This is a genomic window from Achromobacter sp. HZ34 (assembly GCF_002209485.1).
In the GTDB taxonomy this organism is placed as follows: domain Bacteria; phylum Pseudomonadota; class Gammaproteobacteria; order Burkholderiales; family Burkholderiaceae_B; genus Bordetella_C.
This window is the reverse complement of the sequence record NZ_NJIX01000002.1, coordinates 555,702-573,892: the sequence shown is the minus strand read 5'-3', so window position 1 is coordinate 573,892 and position 18,191 is coordinate 555,702. Positions and strand designations below refer to the sequence as shown.

The following is an 18,191-nucleotide window of genomic DNA, read 5'->3' as shown; positions in this document are numbered from 1 at the left end:
AGGCATCAAGGAAGATGCATCACCATCTTGGTGACCAGATAGCCATCGAGGCCTTCGATGCCGCCTTCCTTGCCGTCACCGCTGTGGTCGATGCCGCCGAAAGGCATCTCGGTCTGCGTCACCGTGTAGGTGTTCAGGCCTATGGTGCCGGCCTGCATGCCATCGGCGATCTGCTGCGCGCGCCGCGCATCGTGCGTGTGCGCATAAGCCGCCAGCCCGTAGCGCAGGCGATTCGCCGCAAGCAATGCGTCGGGCAATTCCGCATAACGGTTGAGTATGGCCACTGGTCCGAACGGTTCTTCATTCATGATGCGGGCGTGCTCCGGCACGTCGGCCAGCACCGTGGGCTGGTAGAAATAGCCGGCGCCCGGCAGGCGCTTGCCGCCGGTCAGCAGTCTTGCGCCCAGGTCCACCGCTTCCGCCGTCAGTTTGTCCATGGCCTCGATGCGGCGCGGATTCGCCAGCGGGCCCATCTGCGTCGCCGGATCCAGGCCGTTGCCGACCACCAGGGCGGCGGCCGCTTCGGTGAACGCCGCCGCGAACGCATCGAAGATCCCGTCCTGGACATAAAAGCGGGTAGGCGCCACGCAGATCTGGCCGGCATTGCGGTACTTGGCGGCCACGGCAAGGCGGGCGGCCTCTCGCGGATCGACGTCGTCGCACACGATGACCGGCGCATGGCCGCCCAATTCCATGGTGCAGCGCTTGACGTCAGCGGCAGCCAGGGTGGTCAGCTGGATGCCCACCACGGTCGAGCCGGTGAACGACACTTTGCGCACGACAGGCGAACGCAGCAAATAGCCGGACACGTGCGCTGGTTCGCCGAACACCACATTCAGCACACCCGCCGGCAGGCCCGCGTCGACCAGGGCGCGCGCCAGCGCCAGCGCGGTGGCGGGGGTTTCCTCCGCCGGCTTGATGATGCAGGCGCAGCCGGCCGCCAGCGATCCCGCGATCTTGCGCGCCGCGGTGGCGGCGGGGAAGTTCCATGGCGCGAAAGCCGCCACGACGCCGATCGGCTCCTTCACCACCATATTGCGCTGGTTGGGCGTGCGCGACGGCACGATACGGCCATACGCGCGCCGGCCTTCTTCCGCATTCCAGGCGAAGATGTCGGCGGCCGTCTGGATTTCTCCGCGCGCTTCGGCCAGGGGCTTGCCTTGTTCCAGCGTGAGCGCCGTGGCGATGGCTTCGCAGCGCTCGCGCAACAAGGCGGCGGCGCGGTTCAGGATGATCGCGCGGTCGTAGGCAGGCACGGTGCGCCAGCTGGCCAGCGCGCGTTCGGCGGCGCTCAGCGCGCGCGCCAGATCCGCTTCCGTGGCGTAGGGCAGGGCGCCCAATGCGGCGCCGGTGGCGGGATTGCTGATGGTGCGACCGGGGCGGCTGCTGCTGTCCAGCCACTCGCCATCGATCAGCAGGGCCAGTTCAGGATAGGAGACTGCGGTGTCTTTCATGTCATCGGCCCCGTGCTCAGGGTTGGCGCAGCCGGCCCAGCAGGCTGGTGGTCGCGTTGGTGATGATGGAGGTGTCGGTGGCGGCGCCGACGAAGCTCACGCCTTGCGCGATGCGGCGTGCCGCATCGTCCTCGCGCGTGGTCAGGTAGCCGGAGGGCTTGCCTTTCGCGTGCAGGCGCGCGAATGCATCGTCCAGCGCGGCCTGCACTTCCGGGTGTTGGGCGTTGCCCAGATGGCCCAGGGATGCCGACAGGTCCGCCGGTCCGATGAACACACCATCGACGCCGGGAACGTCGGCGATCGCTTCCAGGTTCTTCAAGCCCTCGACGGTTTCGATCTGCACCAGCACGCAGATCTCGTCAGCGATCTTGTTGAAATAGCCGGGGATCAGGCCATAGGCGGCGGCGCGCGAACTGCCCGACACGCCACGCACGCCATGCGGCGGATAGCGCGTATAGCTGACGGCGGCCGCGGCTTCCTCGGCGTTCTGGATGTAGGGAAACAGCAAGGTCTGCGCGCCCGCGTCCAGGATGCGTTTGACCAGCACCATGTCCGACCAGGCGGGGCGCACGATGGCGTTGACGTCAAGCGCGGCCAGTGCCTGCATCTGATGGATCAGGTCCGGCAGTTCATTGGGCGAATGTTCCGTGTCGAGCAGGATCCAGTCGAAGCCGCACGCGCCGAAGAGTTCCGTCGTGACGGCGCCGCCCAAAGTGGAAAACATGCCGATCTGCTGGCGGCGGCCGAGATCGCGCTTGAAGCGGTTGGTACGCAATTCCATGTCTATCCTCGCGGTGGAAAAATGCCGGGTTTGAGTTATGCGTTGCAGGTTCTGATCGTTCTTTCGATGCCGTGGAAGTTTTTCAGGCCGCCGGCCTGGCTGGCAGCTTGCCGTTGCGGATGGCGCCACCGGACAGGCGGGCGGCGTCGGTGAGTTGCCGCGCCAGTTGCCGCAGGCTGTCGGCCGCTTGCGCGACGAAATCCGCCATCGCCATGCGGCCGGCATCTATCGTCAGGCTGACACCCGCCATCGGCATGCCGTCCTCGGCCAGTACGGGCGCGGCGATGGTGCGCAAGCCATAGGCATTCTCGCCATCGGACAGTGCATAGCCGCGGGCGCGGACTTCATCCAGGCGGGCCAGCAAGGCATCCAGTTCGGTCAGTGTGTGTTCGGACAGCTTGATGCGCGGCGCGCTTTCCAGCGCGGCGATCTGTTGCGCGCGCGGCAGGAAGGCCAGCATGGCGTGCCCCAGCGCGGACCCATAGGCGCCGATGCGCGTGCCGGGGCCGCGTTGCATGTTGTGGCGGCCCAGGCCCGCTTGAACGCGCTTCAAGTACACCACTTCGCCCAGGTCCAGCGTGCCCAGGGATGCCGCATCGGCGACAGCGGGCACGGCGGCGCGCAACAGGGGTTCCGCGTGATCGGCCAGGTCCTGGCGGCTGGACAGCGCGGCATAACCCAGTTCAAGGCACTTCAGGCCCAGGCGGTAGCGTTTGCTGTCGGGCACGGCATGCACGTAGCCCAACATGACCAGGGTCTGGATCAGGCGAAACGCCGTGCCGCGGTCCAGGCCGGCGCGCGCGGCAATCTCGGAGATGGTCATTTCAGGCAGCGTCGCATCGAACGCCTTGATGACGGCGAAGGCCTTGGCGACCGAGTTGACCTGGTTCTTGGGATTGAGGGTGGCCATCTGTGCTCAGAATGATCGGAGTCCGAACATATGTTCGGATGACAAGCGATTCTAAGCGGCCCTGCGATGCATCGTCAACGCATCGACGCGGCAAGGTTAGTGGATGGTCTGGGTGCAGGGGCCCGGCCGCATGATCTTGCGAGAACGGGCAGGGTGCTACTTGTAATGCGCCAGCATCAGGTTGGTTTCGGAGTTGGCGATGCCCTTGATGCTGCGCACGTCGCGCAGCACCCGGTCGAAGGTCGACAGGTCCTGCACGCGGATCTCCACGATCAGATCCCAGCGGCCACTGGTGGAGTGCACCTCCACCACTTCGGGCAGCCGCCGCAAGGCCCCGACCACTGCGTCCGTTTCATTGCCACGCACTTCGACCAGCGTCATGGCGCGCACCGCCGGAATCTCCACTTCGCTGCGCAGACGGATGGTGAAGCCCAGCAGCAGGCCGCTGCGCAGCAGGCGATCGATGCGGTTCTGCACCGTGCCGCGCGATACCGACAGCTTCTTCGCCAGCGTGGCGGTAGGCAGCCGTCCGTCATCGCGCAAAAGCGCGATGAGGCGGTGATCGAGATCGTCCAATGTATCTAGCATGTGCAGCGATGCGGCGCTGGGCAGCAGGGGGGCTTCACTGTACCACCGGCGCAACGACCCTCTATTTCGGTTGAATGCTCATGCCTTCGAAGCGGCATTGCGCTAGAATGATTGATAGATCAATTATTGATAGGTCCATAAATGGCGCCCCGTGCTCCAGATACTCCCCATTCCGCCGGCCAGGTGCTGCCGTTTCGCCAATCCCTGATGGCCATGCTGGGCATGTGCTTCGTCGTCATGCTGGTGGCCGTCGACCAGACCGTGGTCGGTACGGCGCTGCCCACCGTCGTGGCGGAACTCAGGGGCTTCGATCTTTATGCGTGGGTGGCCACGTCCTACCTGCTGACGTCGGTCGTGACCATTCCCATCTTCGGCCGGCTCGGCGACTACTACGGACGCAAGCCCTTCGTCGTGGGCGCCATCGTTGTTTTCACGCTGGCGTCGGTGCTGTGCGGCGCGGCCAACAGCATGCTGTTCCTGGTCCTGGCCCGCGCGCTGCAGGGCATAGGCGGCGGCATGCTGGTGGGTACCGCCTTCGCCTGTATTCCCGACCTCTTTCCCGATTCCCACGTGCGGCTGCGCTGGCAGGTCATGTTCAGTTCGGCCTTCGGCATCGCCAATGCGGTCGGCCCGACGCTGGGCGGCTTTCTCACGGAATACTACGGCTGGCGGTCGGTGTTCTACGTCAACCTGCCGGTGGGTCTGCTGGGCCTGTGGTTCGTGGTGCGCCATCTGCCGCATCTGCGCCAGAGCGTGAACCAGGGCAGGATACGCCTGGACTGGCCGGGCGCCGTGCTGATCGCCATTGCCCTGGGCGGCATCCAGCTGATGGTGGAACTGCTGCCGACCCAGGGCGCCAGTGCCACGTCGTTCGGGCTGGGCATTGCCAGCGTGCTGGCCTTTGTCCTGTTGATCTACTGGGAGCGGCGCTGCCCGCAACCGCTGCTGCCGCTGGACATGTTCCGCAATCGCAGCCTGGCCGCGTTGTTCACCCTGGCGCTACTGCTGGGGGTGACCATGTTCTCCTTCCTCTTTTATGCGCCGCTGTTGCTGCAGGGCGGATTCGGACTGTCGCCCAAGGATGCCGGCCTGCTGGTGACCCCGATGGTCGCTTTCATCACGGTGGGCAGCATCACCAATGGCCGTATCGTCACGCGCATCAAGAATCCCAACAACATGCTGTATGTGGGTTGCCTGCTGCTGTGCCTGGCCACGGCCGGCGTCATCACCACCCATCACTACACCCCGCGCGTGCTGATTGCCTGCTACATGCTGATGGCCGGTCTGGGCCTGGGTTTTGTCATGCCCAACCTGACCGTGTTCGCCCAGCAGACCGCCGGCCGCGCCCATCTGGGCATCGCCACGGCCTTGCTGCAGTCGCTGCGCATGATAGGCGGCATGATAGGCACGGCGGTGGTGGGCACCATGGTCAATCACAGCTATGTCAGCGGGGTCGAGTCTGCCCTGGCGGCCAGCCAGGCGGCGCATTGGTTGCCGCAGCTGGATGATCCGCAGATCCTGGTCAATCCGCAGGCCCAATCGGACTTCATGGGCCAGGTGGCGGCCGCCGGCAGCAACGGCGCGTCCTTCCTGGAGGTGGCGCGGGAATCGCTGGTAAGCGCGATCCATGACGGCCAGATCGTGGTGCTGGCCGTGGCCATCCTGACCCTGTGGTGCGTGCGGCGGGTACCGCCGATCAAGTTGGCGCGTGCTGTCGGCAAGCCGGCCGCCGGACCCGTGGCAGAATAGCGCCATGGCAAAAGAACAACAGGGCCTGCGTACCGTCCAGCAGCTAGGCCAGACCTATCGTGTGATGATGACTGCCTTCAGCGCTCAGGTGGGGCACGCCCTGCCGCGCTGGCGCATTCTATTGGCCTTGCACGAAGAAGGGCGCTGCTCGCAGAAAATGCTGGCTGAACGGTGCCGCCTGGACCCCGCGTCGCTGACGCGGCAGCTGCAGGCCATGGAAGGCCTGGGCTGGATCAGCCGCAGCATCGATGAACAGGACAATCGCCTGATCAACGCCACCCTGACGGCGCAGGGCAAGCGCGTGGTGGCCGAGGCCCTGCCGCGCCGCGCCGAATTCTTCGAACATACCCTGGACGGCTTGACGAACAAGCAGATGGAAGTCTTCCATCAGGTGCTGGCCGCGCTGGAAGAGAACTTCAAGGGCGCCCAGCTGGCGGCGCAGGCGCAGCAAGCAGCCCAGCAGGCCACGCAGCCCTAGGCGGGCCAAGCTGGCCCGCGCGGGTCATGCCGAGGCTGGCGCTTCCGTGATGAAGAAGCCCGCGCTCTCCGCCGGCATGGGCTTGCCGTACCAGTAGCCCTGGATTTCGTCGCATCCCCAATCGCGCAGCCATTCGCGTTGCGTGGCGGTCTCCACGCCTTCGGCAATGACACGCAGCCCCAGGTGATGCGCCATATTGATCATGGCGCGCACGATGGCCGCATCGTTGCCGCCGGGCCGTAGAGAACGGATGAAGGACTGGTCTATCTTCAGCTTGTCCACCGGGAAGCGCTTCAGATAGGCCAGGCTGGAATAGCCGGTGCCGAAATCATCGATGGCCAATTGCAGCCTCAGCTCCCGCAGTGCGCGCAACAGGTGCTCGCTGCGGCCGTGGTCCTGCATCAGCATGCTTTCGGTGATTTCCAGTTCGATCCGGGTGGGATCGACGCCGGTCTCGGCAAGGATGCCGGACACGCGGTTCAGGAAGTCGGGATGGCCGAATTGGCGCGGCGAAATGTTCACGGCCACGACCAGTGGGCGGTCCGGCGCCAGTTCCTGCCACAGGCGCGCCTGGCGGCAAGCCTGTTCCAGGACCCACGCGCCGATCGGAATGATCAGCCCGGACTCTTCCGCGATGGGGATGAATTCCGCGGGCGGGATCAATGCATCGCCATGGCGCCAGCGCAGCAGCGCTTCGAAACCGGCCAGGCCGCTGCCGTCCAGGCGTTCCTGCGGCTGGTAGTGAAGCACCAGTTCATCGCGTTCCAGGGCATGCGCGAGCTGCGCCTCGCGGTGCAGGTTGTGGCGGGTCTGCTGGCTGATGGCATCGGAGTAGGGAATGACGATATCGCCGCCGGCTTCCCGCGCCGCGCGCAGTGCCGCGTCGGCGTGCGTCAGCAATTGCCCCACGTCGCTGCACTGGGCCGGATAGTCAGCGCTGCCCAGGCTCAGGCTGGGAAAGACCTCGTGTTTGCCAAAGCGAAACGGCCGGCGCATGGCTTCGCGCAAGGTCTCCAGCGCATCCGGCGTGGCGCCTGCGCCGCCGACCATGCTGGCCACGGTGTGGCTCTCGGCGCCGGCTGCGGTACTGGCTGCGGTCTTGGCTGCATTGCTCGCCGCGGTGCCGGGCGCGGTGCTCGCTTCCTTGCCGCGATACAGCACCGCCAGCGTAGCGCCGTCCAGGCGAAAGACTTCGCCGCCATGCTGCTCGGCGGCCGCGCGCACCCGCTGGGCGATCTCGCGCATCAGCCGATCGGCGAAGGTATAGCCCAGGCCGCCGACCACCCGGTCGAAGCGGTCTATCATGCCCAGCGCCAGCGTGTGCGGCTGGCCCTTGATGTGGCGCAGGCGCCGTTCGAACGAACGGCGGTTGGCGAGATCGGTCAAGGGATCGTGCGAGGCCTGGATGGCAAGCTGGTGTTCGCTGCGCAGGCGGGCACGCACGTGGTACATCATGAACAGCGATGCGGCCAGGGTCAGCAGGGTATAGGCATGCACCAGCCGCGACATCGACTCGATATTGGTGTGGGTGAGTGCCTGCGCTTGCTCCAGGCCGGTGGTGGCATCGTGCTTCAACTGCACCAGCTGGTCGCGAATGTCGTTGGTGTAGCGATTGGCCTGCTGCAGCAGGTCGCGCGTGCCGCTGCCGGCGTTGGTCGGGTCCGCCAGCATGCCATCCAGGCGGCCGGCCAGGGGCAGCAATCGGCTGCTGGCCGCGCGTATGGGGGCGACGTCGGTATGGCCGGGAAAATCGCGCAGCAGGATTTCCAGCCCGCGCTTCATGTCTTCGCGCTGGTTCGTCGTCAGCATCACGAAGCGATCGTGATCGATGGATTGCGTCGCGTATTTGTTCAGGGCCAACTGGTAAAGTAGCACCGCGTGTTCAAACTCGGCCAAATGCTCGTAAGCCGGCAGGTTCACATTGAGCAAGGGCCGCAAGGCCTTGCCGAAATTCTCGGCCTTGTTCGCCATGAACGCGGACAGCCCCAGCCCCGCGACGATCACCAGCGTGAGCACCCCATACACGCCCCATCGAAATCCCCGGCCCTGCACCTGCATACTTCAAACTCCATGTGCTGCGCGCCGCCGCGACACGGGCCGAGGCTGCCGCAAGCGTGTAGACACGCAATTGATTATCTGGCTTGTATTTTGATTTTTTTGTATTTTCGCTGTTTTGATACAGCGCAACAACGTCAGGACCTATGTCTCGCAACAAAGCTACCTTGATTGGCCTGTGCGCAATTCTGCTGTGGGGCGCGATGGTGGGCCTGGTTCGTAGCGTCACGGTGGGTCTCGGTCCGATGCTGGGCGCGGCGGCGATTTATTCCGCGGGGGCGTGTCTGCTGTATTTCGTGGCGGGTTGGCCTTCGTTGCGTGACTTCCCGCGCCGCTATCTTTATCTGGGCAGCCTGTTGTTCGTGGCCTATGAGACCTGCCTGGCCCTGTCGCTGGGGTATGCGCACAGCGGCCAGCAGGCCATCGAGGTCAGCATGGTCAACTACCTGTGGCCCAGCCTGACGGTGGCTTTCGCGATCCTGTTCAACGGGCAGCGCGCCAGCTGGCTGGTCTGGCCGGGGCTGGTGCTGGCTTTGCTGGGGGTGCTCTGGGCGCAGGGCGGCGAAACGCGGTCGCTCGCCAGCCCGCTGGCCAGCGTCGGCGACAATCCTTTGAGCTATGGCCTGGCCTTGTCGGGCGCGGTGCTGTGGGCCGCCTATTGCACGGTGACCACGCGCCTGGCAGCGGGACGCAATGGCATAACGTTTTTCTTCGCCCTGACCGCACTGGCCTTCTGGTTGCAGTACGCCTTGCAGGATGGCGGCGCGATATGGATCGAGAGCGCGGCGCAAATGGGTGGGACGACTCCGCTGCCGGCGCAAGGGTCGACCCAGGTGTCGATCCATGTGCTGATACAGGTCCTGCTGGCGGCCGGCGCCATGGGCGGCGGCTATGCCGCATGGAATGTCGGCATCCTGCACGGCAATGTCACCCTGATGGCCGCCGCATCGTATTTCACGCCTTTGCTGTCGGCGGCGCTTGCCGCCGTCATGCTGAGCGCGCCGCTCTCATTCACGTTCTGGCAGGGCGCGGCCATGGTGTGTGCCGGTTCCATGTTGTGCTGGCACGCGACCCGTCGCGTCGCCCGGCCCGCCCAATGAAAGACGCTCCCCAGGGGGGAGCGTCGATGGCGTCCTTACGCGGTTCTCATGCCGCGCTGTCCCGACCTCATATCATTCCCATGAGCAGAAGAACGATGACGATGACCAGGACCAGGCCAAGGCCGCCGCTCGGGTAGTAGCCCCAGCTGCGGCTGTGCGGCCAGCTGGGCAGGGCGCCCACGAGCAGCAGGATCAGGATGATCAACAGAATGGTGCCGAGAGTCATGGTTTTCTCCTTATCTCCGCCTCGTCGATACGGGCAGCGGGTGTGAATCCGGTGGCGCGTCGGGTAGGCGCCAAACCGTTGCCAACGCTAGAGCAAGTAGCGCGCCCGGCACCAGGAAGCCGTGGTCAAGGAAAATCAAAACTTCTTTTGGATGATGTTGCCCAAATACGTCGAATGCTTGCTAACGTTACACACGGTAAGGCCGGGCTTCGCTACGATTAGCTCGCATATATCCCCCTTGCACGACCCTTGATCGTTACGGAGAGCTCCATGGCAGCAAACACTATTGTCATAAATGACAACGCCGTCAACGATCGCTCCGCCCACGTGATCTGGTTCGAAACCGCCGCGGGCGCGCGCACCATCCAGGCAGGCGTTTCCTGGGAAGTGCTGCGGGCCCGTTTCGGCGCCGGCGTCGAGGAAGCCAGCCTGCTGGATGCCTATCACGGCAATCGCCGCACCCTGCACGCACTGGCGGAACGCAAGTTCCGCGAAAGCCATCCTTTGCCGGTGTTATTGAGTTCCTCGGATTTCCCCAGCGAGCGCGCGGGCCGCTGAGCGCGGCACCGCGGTCAACCGCAGGCTTCCAGAAACACAGCGCCGGGCAGCACAACGCGCAGGACGGCGCCGCTCGGGACGACGACGCTCAGGACGACTTTCCGGCCACGATGCGGCCCAGCGTGCGGACCGCCGCCTCCACATCGGCGGTGAAGGTCGCGCCGCAGCTTATGCGCAGGAAGTGTTCGTAGCGATCGGAGTTGGAGAACATCCGCCCCGGCGCCACCCGTATGCCCAAGGGCAGCGCGGTCTCGAACACCGACTTGGACGAACGCCCGTCGGGCATCTCCACCCATAACAGCATGCCCCCGTGCGGAATACTCAAACGGGTACCGGGCGGAAAGTAATCCGCGATGGCCTGCGCCATGCGTTCGCGTTGCGCCTTCAGGCGGCTGCGCAGGCGCACCAGGTGGCGATCATAGGCCTTGGCGCCCAGCACATCGGCGACGGCCAGCTGCATCAACGGTTCGTTGGGGCGGCTCTGCACGAACTTCATCATCGCGATGCGGGCCTTCCAGCGGCCGCCGATCAGCCAGCCCAGGCGCGATCCCGGCGCCAGGGTCTTGTGCAGCGAGGCACAGTAAATGACGTTGCCTTCACGGTCCCAGGCCTTGGCGGCGCGCAAGGGTTCGTCACTCTCGGCCAACGCGCCGTAGGTGTCGTCCTCGATCAGCGGAATGTTCTGCCGTTCGCACAGTTCCACCAGCCTGGCCTTGTCGGCATCGCTCATGATGCTGCCCAGGGGGTTGTGCAGATTGGGCACCGCCACCACGGCCTTGATACCGGCATGCGTCTGGAAGGCCAGGTCCAGGGCTTCGATGGAAATACCGGTAGCCGGGCTGGTGGGGATTTCCAGCGCGCGCATGCCCAGGCTTTCCAGGATCTGCAACAGGCCGAAGTAGGCGGGCGACTCCACCGCGATGGTGTCCCCGGGGCTGGCGACCGCGCGCAGCGCCAGGTTCAGCGCCTCGATGCAGCCGTGCGTGACCAGGATGTCGTCCGGCGCGGCGTTGACGCCGCTATCCAGCGCCCGCCGCGCCAGCGCCGCCTGCAGACAGGGATGGCCGCCATGCGGCACGGTGCTGGTGAGCAGTTGCGGATGGCGCCGCACCATGCGCAGCATGGATTGCTTCAGCGCATCGGTGGGATAGGCGTCGGGAGGCGCCACCGCCGTGGCGAAATTGAACTTGTTGGGGTGGATTTCGCACTTGGCGATGAAATCCGAAACGCGGTCATGGATACCGACGTAGGACGCCGGGTTCAGCACTTTGCCGGTCTCGGGCTCATCGATGGGCGGTAGTGTCGCCCGCTTGCGCTTTACGACGAAATAACCTGAACGGGGGCGCGCTTCGATAAGGCCGTCGTCTTCCAGGCGGCGACAGGCTTGCAGCGCCGTGGACAGACTGACGTGATGCAGTCTTACGAGGTTACGAACGGACGGCATGCGTGCCGTGGGTGCCAATACGCCAGAACGAATGGCTTGCCGATAGTGATCGGCCAAGCGTTGATACAGAGGTTCCATGGCCGAATCATGCGGGTGCCCGGGTGGGCAGGGTAGATACAGATTATCTGGAAATAGACAATAACAGAGCTGTGATTATGCGTCTGATTTGATAAAGATAAGCACAGTGTGTACCTGCCAGAACAATTGCGTGAAACCTAATCTGGCGGCAGATCAATTTTGATCGTTGGAGCCGTCAAATGGACACAGAAATCGAACGTATTCGGGATATCAGTCTGGCGGGGGGAGAAACCCGCATGTTGTTCGTGCGTGCAGACAGCACGATCGTGGGGGTGCATGGCAGCCGTGTCGTTGTGCAGGAATGGGTTCCCTTGGGGGACGCGTCTTTTTCCATACGCATGCCTGTCGCACCCGGCCAGACCTACTCGATGGCCTACGGTGGCCGCGTGCTGTTATGCGCCGATGGGCCGGCGCGAGTACGCGTACTGGAACAGTCAGCCTGGCTGGTGCGCGCCGCCGTCAGCCTGCTGACGCATACCCGGGCTGCTATTGCCTGGGTCCGCCGACATTCAAGAGGCTTATCAGGGCCTGCTTGAGTCCGGCGGAAAACAACGGCACCAGCTGTACCGATCCTGCACTGTTACGCGCCACGCGCAGGTTCACGGACTGGCCTTCGAACGCCGCCGGCACCCCCTTCAAGGCCGCATAACGGCGCACCAACTCATTGGCCTGGGCCTGGGCTTCGTAAAGCTGGGCCGGTTGTGCCGCGATGTCGTCGGCGTAGATGTCCAGCACACGTTGCAGGTCATCGATGAAAAGGCCCAGCGCATTGGGGCCCCGGCAATCGGGACGTTCATAGCCCCATTGCGGTTGGTCGGGCGTCGAGGTGGACGTAGTACTCATAATGGCATCCTGTGCTGCGCGCGCGAAACCGCGCCAGCCCCGATGCTAACCGACCCGCCGCAGGTTGGTTAGTATTACGCCTTTGCCCGTCCGCAAGCGCTTTCATGGTCCGTCCGCTCGAATCTCCAGCCACCGCCATCGTCATCGGCGCCGGTCCTGCCGGCCTGATGGCGGCCGAGGTGCTGGCCGCGGCCGGCGCGCGCGTGGAGGTGTACGACGCCATGCCGTCGGCCGGCAGGAAATTCCTGCTGGCGGGACGGGGTGGGCTGAATTTGACGCATAGCGAGCCCTTGCCGGCATTCCTGGGCCGTTACGACGTGGCGGCCCAGCCCCTGGTGCAACGCTGGCTGGGCGCGGTGTCGCCGCAGGCGCTGCGGGATTGGGCACAGGGCCTGGGGGTGCAAACCTTCGTGGGCACGTCCGGGCGCGTATTTCCCCAGGAAATGAAGGCCGCGCCGCTGTTGCGGGCATGGATGGCCCGTTTGCGCGCCGCCGGCGTGCAGTTCCACATGCGCCATCGGTGGCTGGGCTGGACGGCCACGTCCGCACTTCTTTTCGCCAGCCCGCAGGGACAGGTAAGCGCCAGCGCCGATGCCGTGGTGCTGGCCTTGGGAGGCGCCAGTTGGGCGCGCCTGGGGTCGGATGGGGCCTGGGTGCCCTTGTTGCGTGAGCGTGGCGTCGGCGTGAATGACCTGATGGCGTCCAATTGCGGCTTCGATGCGCAGTGGACGCCGTTCTTGCGTGAACGCCATGCCGGCGAGCCGGTCAAGGCGGTGGCGGCGCGGGTCGGGCAGGGGGGCATGCGGCGCGGCGAATTCATCCTGACCGCCAGCGGTGTGGAGGGCGGGCTGGTCTATGCCTTGTCCGCCGCCCTGCGGGAACAATGGCGCGCGCAAGGTTACGCGGAAATGCGGGTGGATCTGCTGCCGCAGATGGATGCCGACCGCGTCGCCATGGACGTGGCGCATCCGCGCGGGGCCCGTTCCTGGTCCAGCCATCTGCAGAGCCGCTTGAACCTGAAAGGCGTGAAGATGGCCTTGCTGCGTGAATGCGCGCCGGCCGAGGCTTTCAATGATCCGGCCTGGCTGGCGCGTTGCATCAAGGACCTGCCTTTACGCTTGTCGGGACCGCGGCCCATCGACGAAGCCATCAGCAGCGCCGGTGGCGTGCGCCTGGATGAGGTGGACGAGGATCTGCAATTGCGTCGCTTGCCGGGCGTTTTCTGTACCGGCGAGATGCTGGATTGGGATGCGCCTACTGGAGGCTACCTGCTGACGGCCTGCTTCGCCGGTGGCGCAATCGCCGGCGCCGGTGCCGCCGCGCGGCTGGGGCTCACGCGGCCGTAAACGGCAACGTGGGCTCCACTCTGATCCCTGGCCTTTCGCCCTGCCGGCAAGGGCTTATGCCACTTTGGCCTGGCGCGCCAGGATGTCGCGCGCGACGGCTTCCGCGACTTCGATGCCGTCGATGGCCGCGGAATAGATCCCGCCCGCATAGCCCGCGCCTTCACCCGCGGGGAACAGGCCGGCGGTGTTCACGCTTTGCAAGTCGTCGTTATTGCGCGTGATGCGCAGCGGCGAGGACGTGCGGGTTTCGACGGCGGTCAGCACGGCATCGTGCATGGCATAGCCCTTGATCTTGCGATCGAAGGCGGGCAAGGCCTCGCGGATGGCTTCCACGGCGTAGCCCGGCAAGGCCGTCGACAGATCGGTGGGCGTGACGCCCGGCTTGTAGGAAGGCTCGACCGAACCCAGCTGGGTGGACGCCCGGCCCGCGATGAAATCGCCCACGGTCTGGCCCGGCGCGTGATAGCCGCCACCGCCCAACTCATAAGCACGTGATTCCCACTCCCGCTGGAACGCGATGCCGGCCAGGGGCCCGCCGGGATAATCGTCCGGCGTGATGCCGACAACGATGCCGGCGTTGGCATTGCGCTCCGCACGGGAGTACTGGCTCATGCCATTGGTCACCACACGATTGGGTTCGGAAGTCGCCGCCACGACCGTGCCGCCGGGGCACATGCAGAAGCTGTACACCGAGCGGCCATTGTTGGCGTGGTGCACCAGCTTGTAATCGGCCGCTCCCAGCAAAGGATGCTTGACGAACTTGCCGAAGCGCGCGCGGTCGATGAGCGACTGCGGATGCTCGATGCGAAAGCCGATGGAAAAGGGCTTGGCTTCCAGGAAGACGCCGCGCTGATGCAGCATCTCGAAGGTATCGCGCGCGCTGTGGCCGATGGCCAGCACCAGATGCCTACAGGGCAGGTATTCGCCGCTGGCCAGCGTCAAGCCGCGCAGCTCGCCGTGGTTCAGGTCGAGGTCGGTTACGCGCTGTTCGAAGCGCACCTCGCCGCCCAGCGACTCGATGGTGGCGCGCATCTTTTCCACCATGCTGACCAGGCGAAACGTGCCGATGTGCGGTTTGCTGACCCACAGGATTTCCTCGGGCGCGCCAGCCAGCACGAACTCTTCCAGTACCTTGCGGCCCAGATGGCGCGGATCCTTGATCTGGCTGTAGAGCTTGCCGTCGGAGAACGTACCGGCACCGCCTTCACCGAACTGCACATTGGATTCGGGGTGCAGCACTTCCTTGCGCCACAGGCCCCAAGTGTCCTTGGTGCGTTCACGCACGGCCTTGCCGCGTTCGAGGATGATGGGGCGGTAACCCATCTGCGCCAGGATCAGGCCGGCGAACAGGCCGCAAGGGCCCATGCCCACCACCACCGGTCGCGCGGCGGAGGGCGCGGCGGCGGCATTGGCGACAAAGCGGTAGGTCATGTCCGGCGTGGGGGCCACATGCGGCGAGCCGCTGTGGCGGGCCAGGACGGCTGCCTCGTCGCGCAGCTCGACGTCGACCGAGTACACCAGCAGGATGTTGGCCTGCTTGCGGGCATCGTAGCCACGCCGATAAATGGAGAAGGAGATGAGGTCGTCGGCGGCAATCTCCAGTTTTTGGAGAATAGCCAGACGAAGTGCATCCTCGGCATGGTCGAGAGGCAGCTTGATTTCTGAAATGCGCAACATGATGAGGTCCGGCGCCGCTTATGGCGCAATGCAAAGCGGCCGCGTCATGCGGCCGCTGGTGCGATTTTAATTCAGCAATGGCGTTTCAGGTTCGCACCCGAGGTCAGGGTGGGTAGTTCATCACTGCGCCTGAGGGGACGGGGGCGATCCCGGGGGATCGCCCGGCAACGGCGGATCGCCGGGCAGAGGGGGCTCGTCGGGCAAGGGCGGTTCGCCCGGTGCGGGCTCCCGGTGAATGCTGGGAACCGCGTTTTGAGCCAGGACCTCGGGGACGTCGGCGGAGTCGAGCGTACGCGGGTTGAGAGTGTTCGGTGCAATGTCGGGCTTGGTGGACATGAAGGCCTCCGGTCTGCGGTTGTGACTGCTGCGGCGAAAGTGGCATATGCCGTGCCCGCGCCGGCGGGGGAAAGCAGCGGGAGGTCGGTACGGAAGAACCGTACTAAAACGTAACGGCACGGGAACTTACCCGGGCACGCCGTTTGCTGTTGAGGTGACGGGAATCGACCCATTCGATCGATTTTTCTTTATTGCCTATCAAAGGAAAGACCATGAAGAACAAAGCCCTTCTCGTTGTAATGCTTGCTTTCACCGCTTTGGTCGCGGGGTGCAACACGATGCACGGCGCGGGCCAGGACATTGAACGCGGCGGCGAAAAGATCCAGGGCGCGGCCGATCGCAATAAGTAATCAGCCGCAAGCTGGGCCCGTCACCCATCGGCATGGCCGGTAGGTGACGGGCCTGTGGTCGAGCGGGGGCCGGTGGCCGCGTCGCGCCCCTGCATTCGTCTTCCCAGGATTCGAAGAGGCAGAAAAATGTTTAGAACAACGCCCACATTGACGCCGGAACAATTCCGCTGGCTGAAGGAGTTGCGGACCCAGGCTTCGTTGATAGGTTTCAACATTCCCCAACCCGTACGCGGGCAGCTGGAAGCCATGAATTACATCGAGCAACGCGCCGGCAAGACGGCCGTCACGCGGCCTGGCGTCAGCGCACTGGGTGCCTATGTAGGACCGATGTCGGCACGCTAAATGGCAGGGCAGGCCGTCGGTGCTGCATAATCCCAGGGTTTCAAGCCCAATTTTTGCCCTGGAGCATCCATGTCCGTTTTCCGGCCTCTCTTGGCGAGCGCCCTTGTCCTTCTCGGCGGCTGCGCCGCGGAGGGCGTCACATCAGATGGTAATTTCCCGTCGCTGACCTTCCCGGTACAAACCGACTACATGGCCGCGTTCCGTCGGACCAGCGAGTTTGTGCGCGTTTGCCATACGGAAGTGGTGTACGCCTATGGCCTCAATTACCTGTCCAATATTTCCTACGATGAACGGACCGCTACCGGCACAGTGTCGGTCTATAAGCGGACCGAGCCGGCCAAGCTGCTGGAAGTGATCAAGGTGCGGCCCGATGGCCCGGTCAATACCGCGCGTTATGCAACGGTGACGGTCACCGTGTTTGGCGGGGATCCGTGGGATCAGCCGGAAATGGAAGCGGCCCGCCGGTCGATCCAGTCGGCCACGCCGGACTGCCGCCAGGGGCCCGGCGGCAACGTCGCGCCCTTGCTGGATCGGACTGCGCCGACGTTGCAGGGCGTACCGTTGCCGGACGCAGGCAACTGAAATGACTCCGGCCGCCCGGATGACCAGGCGGCAGTGCAGGGGCTATCAAGATTTTTCGGATAGATCCGACGCCTTGTTGCCATAGCCGTCGTCTTCCGGACGGGGAATGCCAGGGTCGCCGGGGTCGGTCAGGGAGCGGTCCCGGCGCGGCATGCCGGCTACCACGGGTTGCTGGTCCGGCATGGGCAGGACGTGCGTGCCGGCCATCGTATCGGCACGAGTCTTGAAGTCGCTCAACTTGTCGCTACCAGGATTGAGAGTACGTGCGTTGTTGGGCATGGACGCCTCCGGTGTGGATAAGGGTGAACGCGAGGGGCGCATGCAACTGACTGCCGCGGCCCCCGCCGTCAGAAAATCGAGGTACGGGCCTTCTTCTTGTAGGGGGCAGGTTGCGTGCTGTCGGCCCAGTTGTGTTCCGCATCGGTTTCCACTGCCGGGCCATCCGGTTTGGTGCCGGCAGTGCCTGCGGCGCCCGCCCTGGTGGATTCCACCTTTTTCGGCAGATTGGGCACATCGACAGGCGTGGCCGGCGGAAATACCCGTGCATTCAGGCTGGTCTCGCGCGGCGCGTGGTCTTGATCGGCGCGAGTATTGGACGGGCGCAGTGGTTTATTCATCGTCGGATCCCCTTCGGACATAAGCCCGCCAGATGCTGCAAGCCTCGTTCCCGCCGCGGCGATTCCCCGCTATGCTGTGTCCCTGACCCCATGCCGCCCCCCGCCGCTACCTGAGCATTCGACATTCCATGGATTTACCAGACAACACCCGTCCCGCGAACGCTTATCAAGCCCTGACCCAGCATGCCCTCGCCGGGTTCCGCCTGCTGGGCCTGGCCAATGGCATTGCCTTGTTGCTGGTGCTGTCCTTCTCCATGGGTATCGTCGGCGCGGACATCGACCCGCCCGACCTGCAGGAGGCCGCGCTGGCCTTTACCGGCGGCCTGGCTTGCGGCGCGCTGGGTCTTTTGTTTTCCTATCTGGCGCATTTCAGCCTGTTCCGCCAGATCGCCGCCGGCCGGGCCGGGCGCGGGCATTGGCTGCCCATGGTGATCGGCGTGCTGGCGTACTTGTGCGCCGTGGTGGCTTTCGTGCTGGGCTGCTGGAGCACGGTCGCCAATAGTTCGAGCATGCTGCACGACGATGCGTCATACCAGAACAGCAATGCAGCGCTGAAGGTCAGCGCGCCGGCCCCGGTTTAAGGCGTTTGCCGCGGGGCCATGGCCGCCGCCCTGTCAGTCCTGTGCCAGCCAGGCATCGCTTGGCCGCCGTAGCGCACGGGTGCTGCTTTTCCCAGC

At 64.9% G+C, this 18,191-nt stretch carries 20 protein-coding genes; 9 read left to right on the top strand and 11 right to left on the bottom strand.

Annotated elements, in window-relative coordinates:
- Positions 1 to 5: 5 nt before the first annotated feature.
- From CEY05_RS09315 to CEY05_RS09300, 4 genes are all read right to left on the bottom strand, one after another.
- A complete protein-coding gene (locus CEY05_RS09315) occupies positions 6 to 1,454 on the bottom strand; it encodes an NAD-dependent succinate-semialdehyde dehydrogenase (protein WP_088598193.1) in 1,449 nt (482 codons plus the stop codon).
- Between the two features lie 16 nt (positions 1,455 to 1,470).
- The gene (locus CEY05_RS09310; RefSeq protein WP_088598192.1) at positions 1,471 to 2,235 is read right to left on the bottom strand and encodes an HpcH/HpaI aldolase/citrate lyase family protein; all 765 of its coding nucleotides are present in this window, start codon (positions 2,233 to 2,235) and stop codon (positions 1,471 to 1,473) included.
- 82 nt (positions 2,236 to 2,317) lie between these two features.
- Positions 2,318 to 3,145 (bottom strand): IclR family transcriptional regulator, encoded by an 828-nt coding sequence (locus CEY05_RS09305; protein WP_088598191.1) that lies wholly within the window; start codon positions 3,143 to 3,145, stop codon positions 2,318 to 2,320.
- Positions 3,146 to 3,301: 156 nt separating this feature from the next.
- The gene (locus CEY05_RS09300; protein ID WP_088598579.1) at positions 3,302 to 3,733 is read right to left on the bottom strand and encodes an Lrp/AsnC family transcriptional regulator; all 432 of its coding nucleotides are present in this window, start codon (positions 3,731 to 3,733) and stop codon (positions 3,302 to 3,304) included.
- A gap of 141 nt (positions 3,734 to 3,874) precedes the next feature.
- Between CEY05_RS09300 and CEY05_RS09295 the strand changes: the two genes are divergently transcribed.
- Both CEY05_RS09295 and CEY05_RS09290 read left to right on the top strand, forming a co-directional pair.
- Positions 3,875 to 5,482: an MDR family MFS transporter gene (locus tag CEY05_RS09295; protein ID WP_088598190.1), complete on the top strand. Its 1,608-nt coding sequence runs from the start codon at positions 3,875 to 3,877 to the stop codon at positions 5,480 to 5,482.
- A gap of 4 nt (positions 5,483 to 5,486) precedes the next feature.
- The gene (locus CEY05_RS09290; protein WP_088598189.1) at positions 5,487 to 5,960 is read left to right on the top strand and encodes a MarR family winged helix-turn-helix transcriptional regulator; all 474 of its coding nucleotides are present in this window, start codon (positions 5,487 to 5,489) and stop codon (positions 5,958 to 5,960) included.
- 24 nt (positions 5,961 to 5,984) lie between these two features.
- Here CEY05_RS09290 and CEY05_RS09285 read toward each other — a convergent pair whose 3' ends face one another.
- Positions 5,985 to 8,018, bottom strand: a complete 2,034-nt coding sequence (locus CEY05_RS09285) for a bifunctional diguanylate cyclase/phosphodiesterase (RefSeq protein ID WP_088598188.1) — start codon at positions 8,016 to 8,018, stop codon at positions 5,985 to 5,987.
- Positions 8,019 to 8,161: 143 nt separating this feature from the next.
- On the opposite strand from CEY05_RS09285, the gene yddG reads away from it, so the two are divergent.
- Positions 8,162 to 9,115, top strand: coding sequence for an aromatic amino acid DMT transporter YddG (gene yddG, locus CEY05_RS09280; RefSeq protein ID WP_088598187.1), 954 nt, complete (start codon positions 8,162 to 8,164; stop codon positions 9,113 to 9,115).
- Between the two features lie 67 nt (positions 9,116 to 9,182).
- On the opposite strand, the gene CEY05_RS09275 is transcribed toward yddG, so the two are convergent.
- Positions 9,183 to 9,341, bottom strand: coding sequence for a DUF3309 family protein (locus tag CEY05_RS09275; RefSeq protein ID WP_082621576.1), 159 nt, complete (start codon positions 9,339 to 9,341; stop codon positions 9,183 to 9,185).
- 270 nt (positions 9,342 to 9,611) lie between these two features.
- On the opposite strand from CEY05_RS09275, the gene CEY05_RS09270 reads away from it, so the two are divergent.
- Complete coding sequence (locus CEY05_RS09270; protein ID WP_088598186.1) at positions 9,612 to 9,899, top strand: DUF1488 family protein; 288 nt, start codon at positions 9,612 to 9,614, stop codon at positions 9,897 to 9,899.
- Between the two features lie 88 nt (positions 9,900 to 9,987).
- Here the strand turns inward: CEY05_RS09270 and CEY05_RS09265 are convergent, their stop codons facing one another.
- Both CEY05_RS09265 and CEY05_RS09260 read right to left on the bottom strand, forming a co-directional pair.
- The gene (locus CEY05_RS09265) at positions 9,988 to 11,421 is read right to left on the bottom strand and encodes a PLP-dependent aminotransferase family protein (RefSeq protein WP_088598185.1); all 1,434 of its coding nucleotides are present in this window, start codon (positions 11,419 to 11,421) and stop codon (positions 9,988 to 9,990) included.
- 486 nt (positions 11,422 to 11,907) lie between these two features.
- Positions 11,908 to 12,264, bottom strand: coding sequence for a hypothetical protein (locus CEY05_RS09260; RefSeq protein ID WP_088598184.1), 357 nt, complete (start codon positions 12,262 to 12,264; stop codon positions 11,908 to 11,910).
- Between the two features lie 104 nt (positions 12,265 to 12,368).
- Between CEY05_RS09260 and CEY05_RS09255 the strand changes: the two genes are divergently transcribed.
- Positions 12,369 to 13,610 (top strand): TIGR03862 family flavoprotein, encoded by a 1,242-nt coding sequence (locus CEY05_RS09255; RefSeq protein ID WP_088598183.1) that lies wholly within the window; start codon positions 12,369 to 12,371, stop codon positions 13,608 to 13,610.
- 54 nt (positions 13,611 to 13,664) lie between these two features.
- Here CEY05_RS09255 and CEY05_RS09250 read toward each other — a convergent pair whose 3' ends face one another.
- The gene (locus tag CEY05_RS09250) at positions 13,665 to 15,287 is read right to left on the bottom strand and encodes an NAD(P)/FAD-dependent oxidoreductase (RefSeq protein ID WP_088598182.1); all 1,623 of its coding nucleotides are present in this window, start codon (positions 15,285 to 15,287) and stop codon (positions 13,665 to 13,667) included.
- A 548-nt stretch (positions 15,288 to 15,835) separates the two neighbouring features.
- Here CEY05_RS09250 and CEY05_RS09245 point away from each other — a divergent pair.
- The 3 genes from CEY05_RS09245 (at position 15,836) to CEY05_RS09235 (ending at position 16,897) form a co-directional block, all read left to right on the top strand.
- The gene (locus CEY05_RS09245; protein ID WP_088598181.1) at positions 15,836 to 15,973 is read left to right on the top strand and encodes an entericidin A/B family lipoprotein; all 138 of its coding nucleotides are present in this window, start codon (positions 15,836 to 15,838) and stop codon (positions 15,971 to 15,973) included.
- Between the two features lie 126 nt (positions 15,974 to 16,099).
- The gene (locus CEY05_RS09240; protein WP_143220337.1) at positions 16,100 to 16,315 is read left to right on the top strand and encodes a hypothetical protein; all 216 of its coding nucleotides are present in this window, start codon (positions 16,100 to 16,102) and stop codon (positions 16,313 to 16,315) included.
- A 69-nt stretch (positions 16,316 to 16,384) separates the two neighbouring features.
- Complete coding sequence (locus CEY05_RS09235; protein ID WP_198952728.1) at positions 16,385 to 16,897, top strand: BPTD_2524 family lipoprotein; 513 nt, start codon at positions 16,385 to 16,387, stop codon at positions 16,895 to 16,897.
- Positions 16,898 to 16,942: 45 nt separating this feature from the next.
- On the opposite strand, the gene CEY05_RS09230 is transcribed toward CEY05_RS09235, so the two are convergent.
- Together CEY05_RS09230 and CEY05_RS09225 are read right to left on the bottom strand one after the other, a co-directional pair.
- Entirely contained in the window at positions 16,943 to 17,176 is a 234-nt protein-coding gene (locus CEY05_RS09230; protein ID WP_088598179.1) for a hypothetical protein, read from the bottom strand.
- Positions 17,177 to 17,244: 68 nt separating this feature from the next.
- Positions 17,245 to 17,514, bottom strand: coding sequence for a hypothetical protein (locus CEY05_RS09225; protein ID WP_143220335.1), 270 nt, complete (start codon positions 17,512 to 17,514; stop codon positions 17,245 to 17,247).
- A 128-nt stretch (positions 17,515 to 17,642) separates the two neighbouring features.
- On the opposite strand from CEY05_RS09225, the gene CEY05_RS09220 reads away from it, so the two are divergent.
- Positions 17,643 to 18,095 (top strand): hypothetical protein, encoded by a 453-nt coding sequence (locus CEY05_RS09220; RefSeq protein ID WP_088598177.1) that lies wholly within the window; start codon positions 17,643 to 17,645, stop codon positions 18,093 to 18,095.
- Positions 18,096 to 18,191 lie beyond the last annotated feature (96 nt).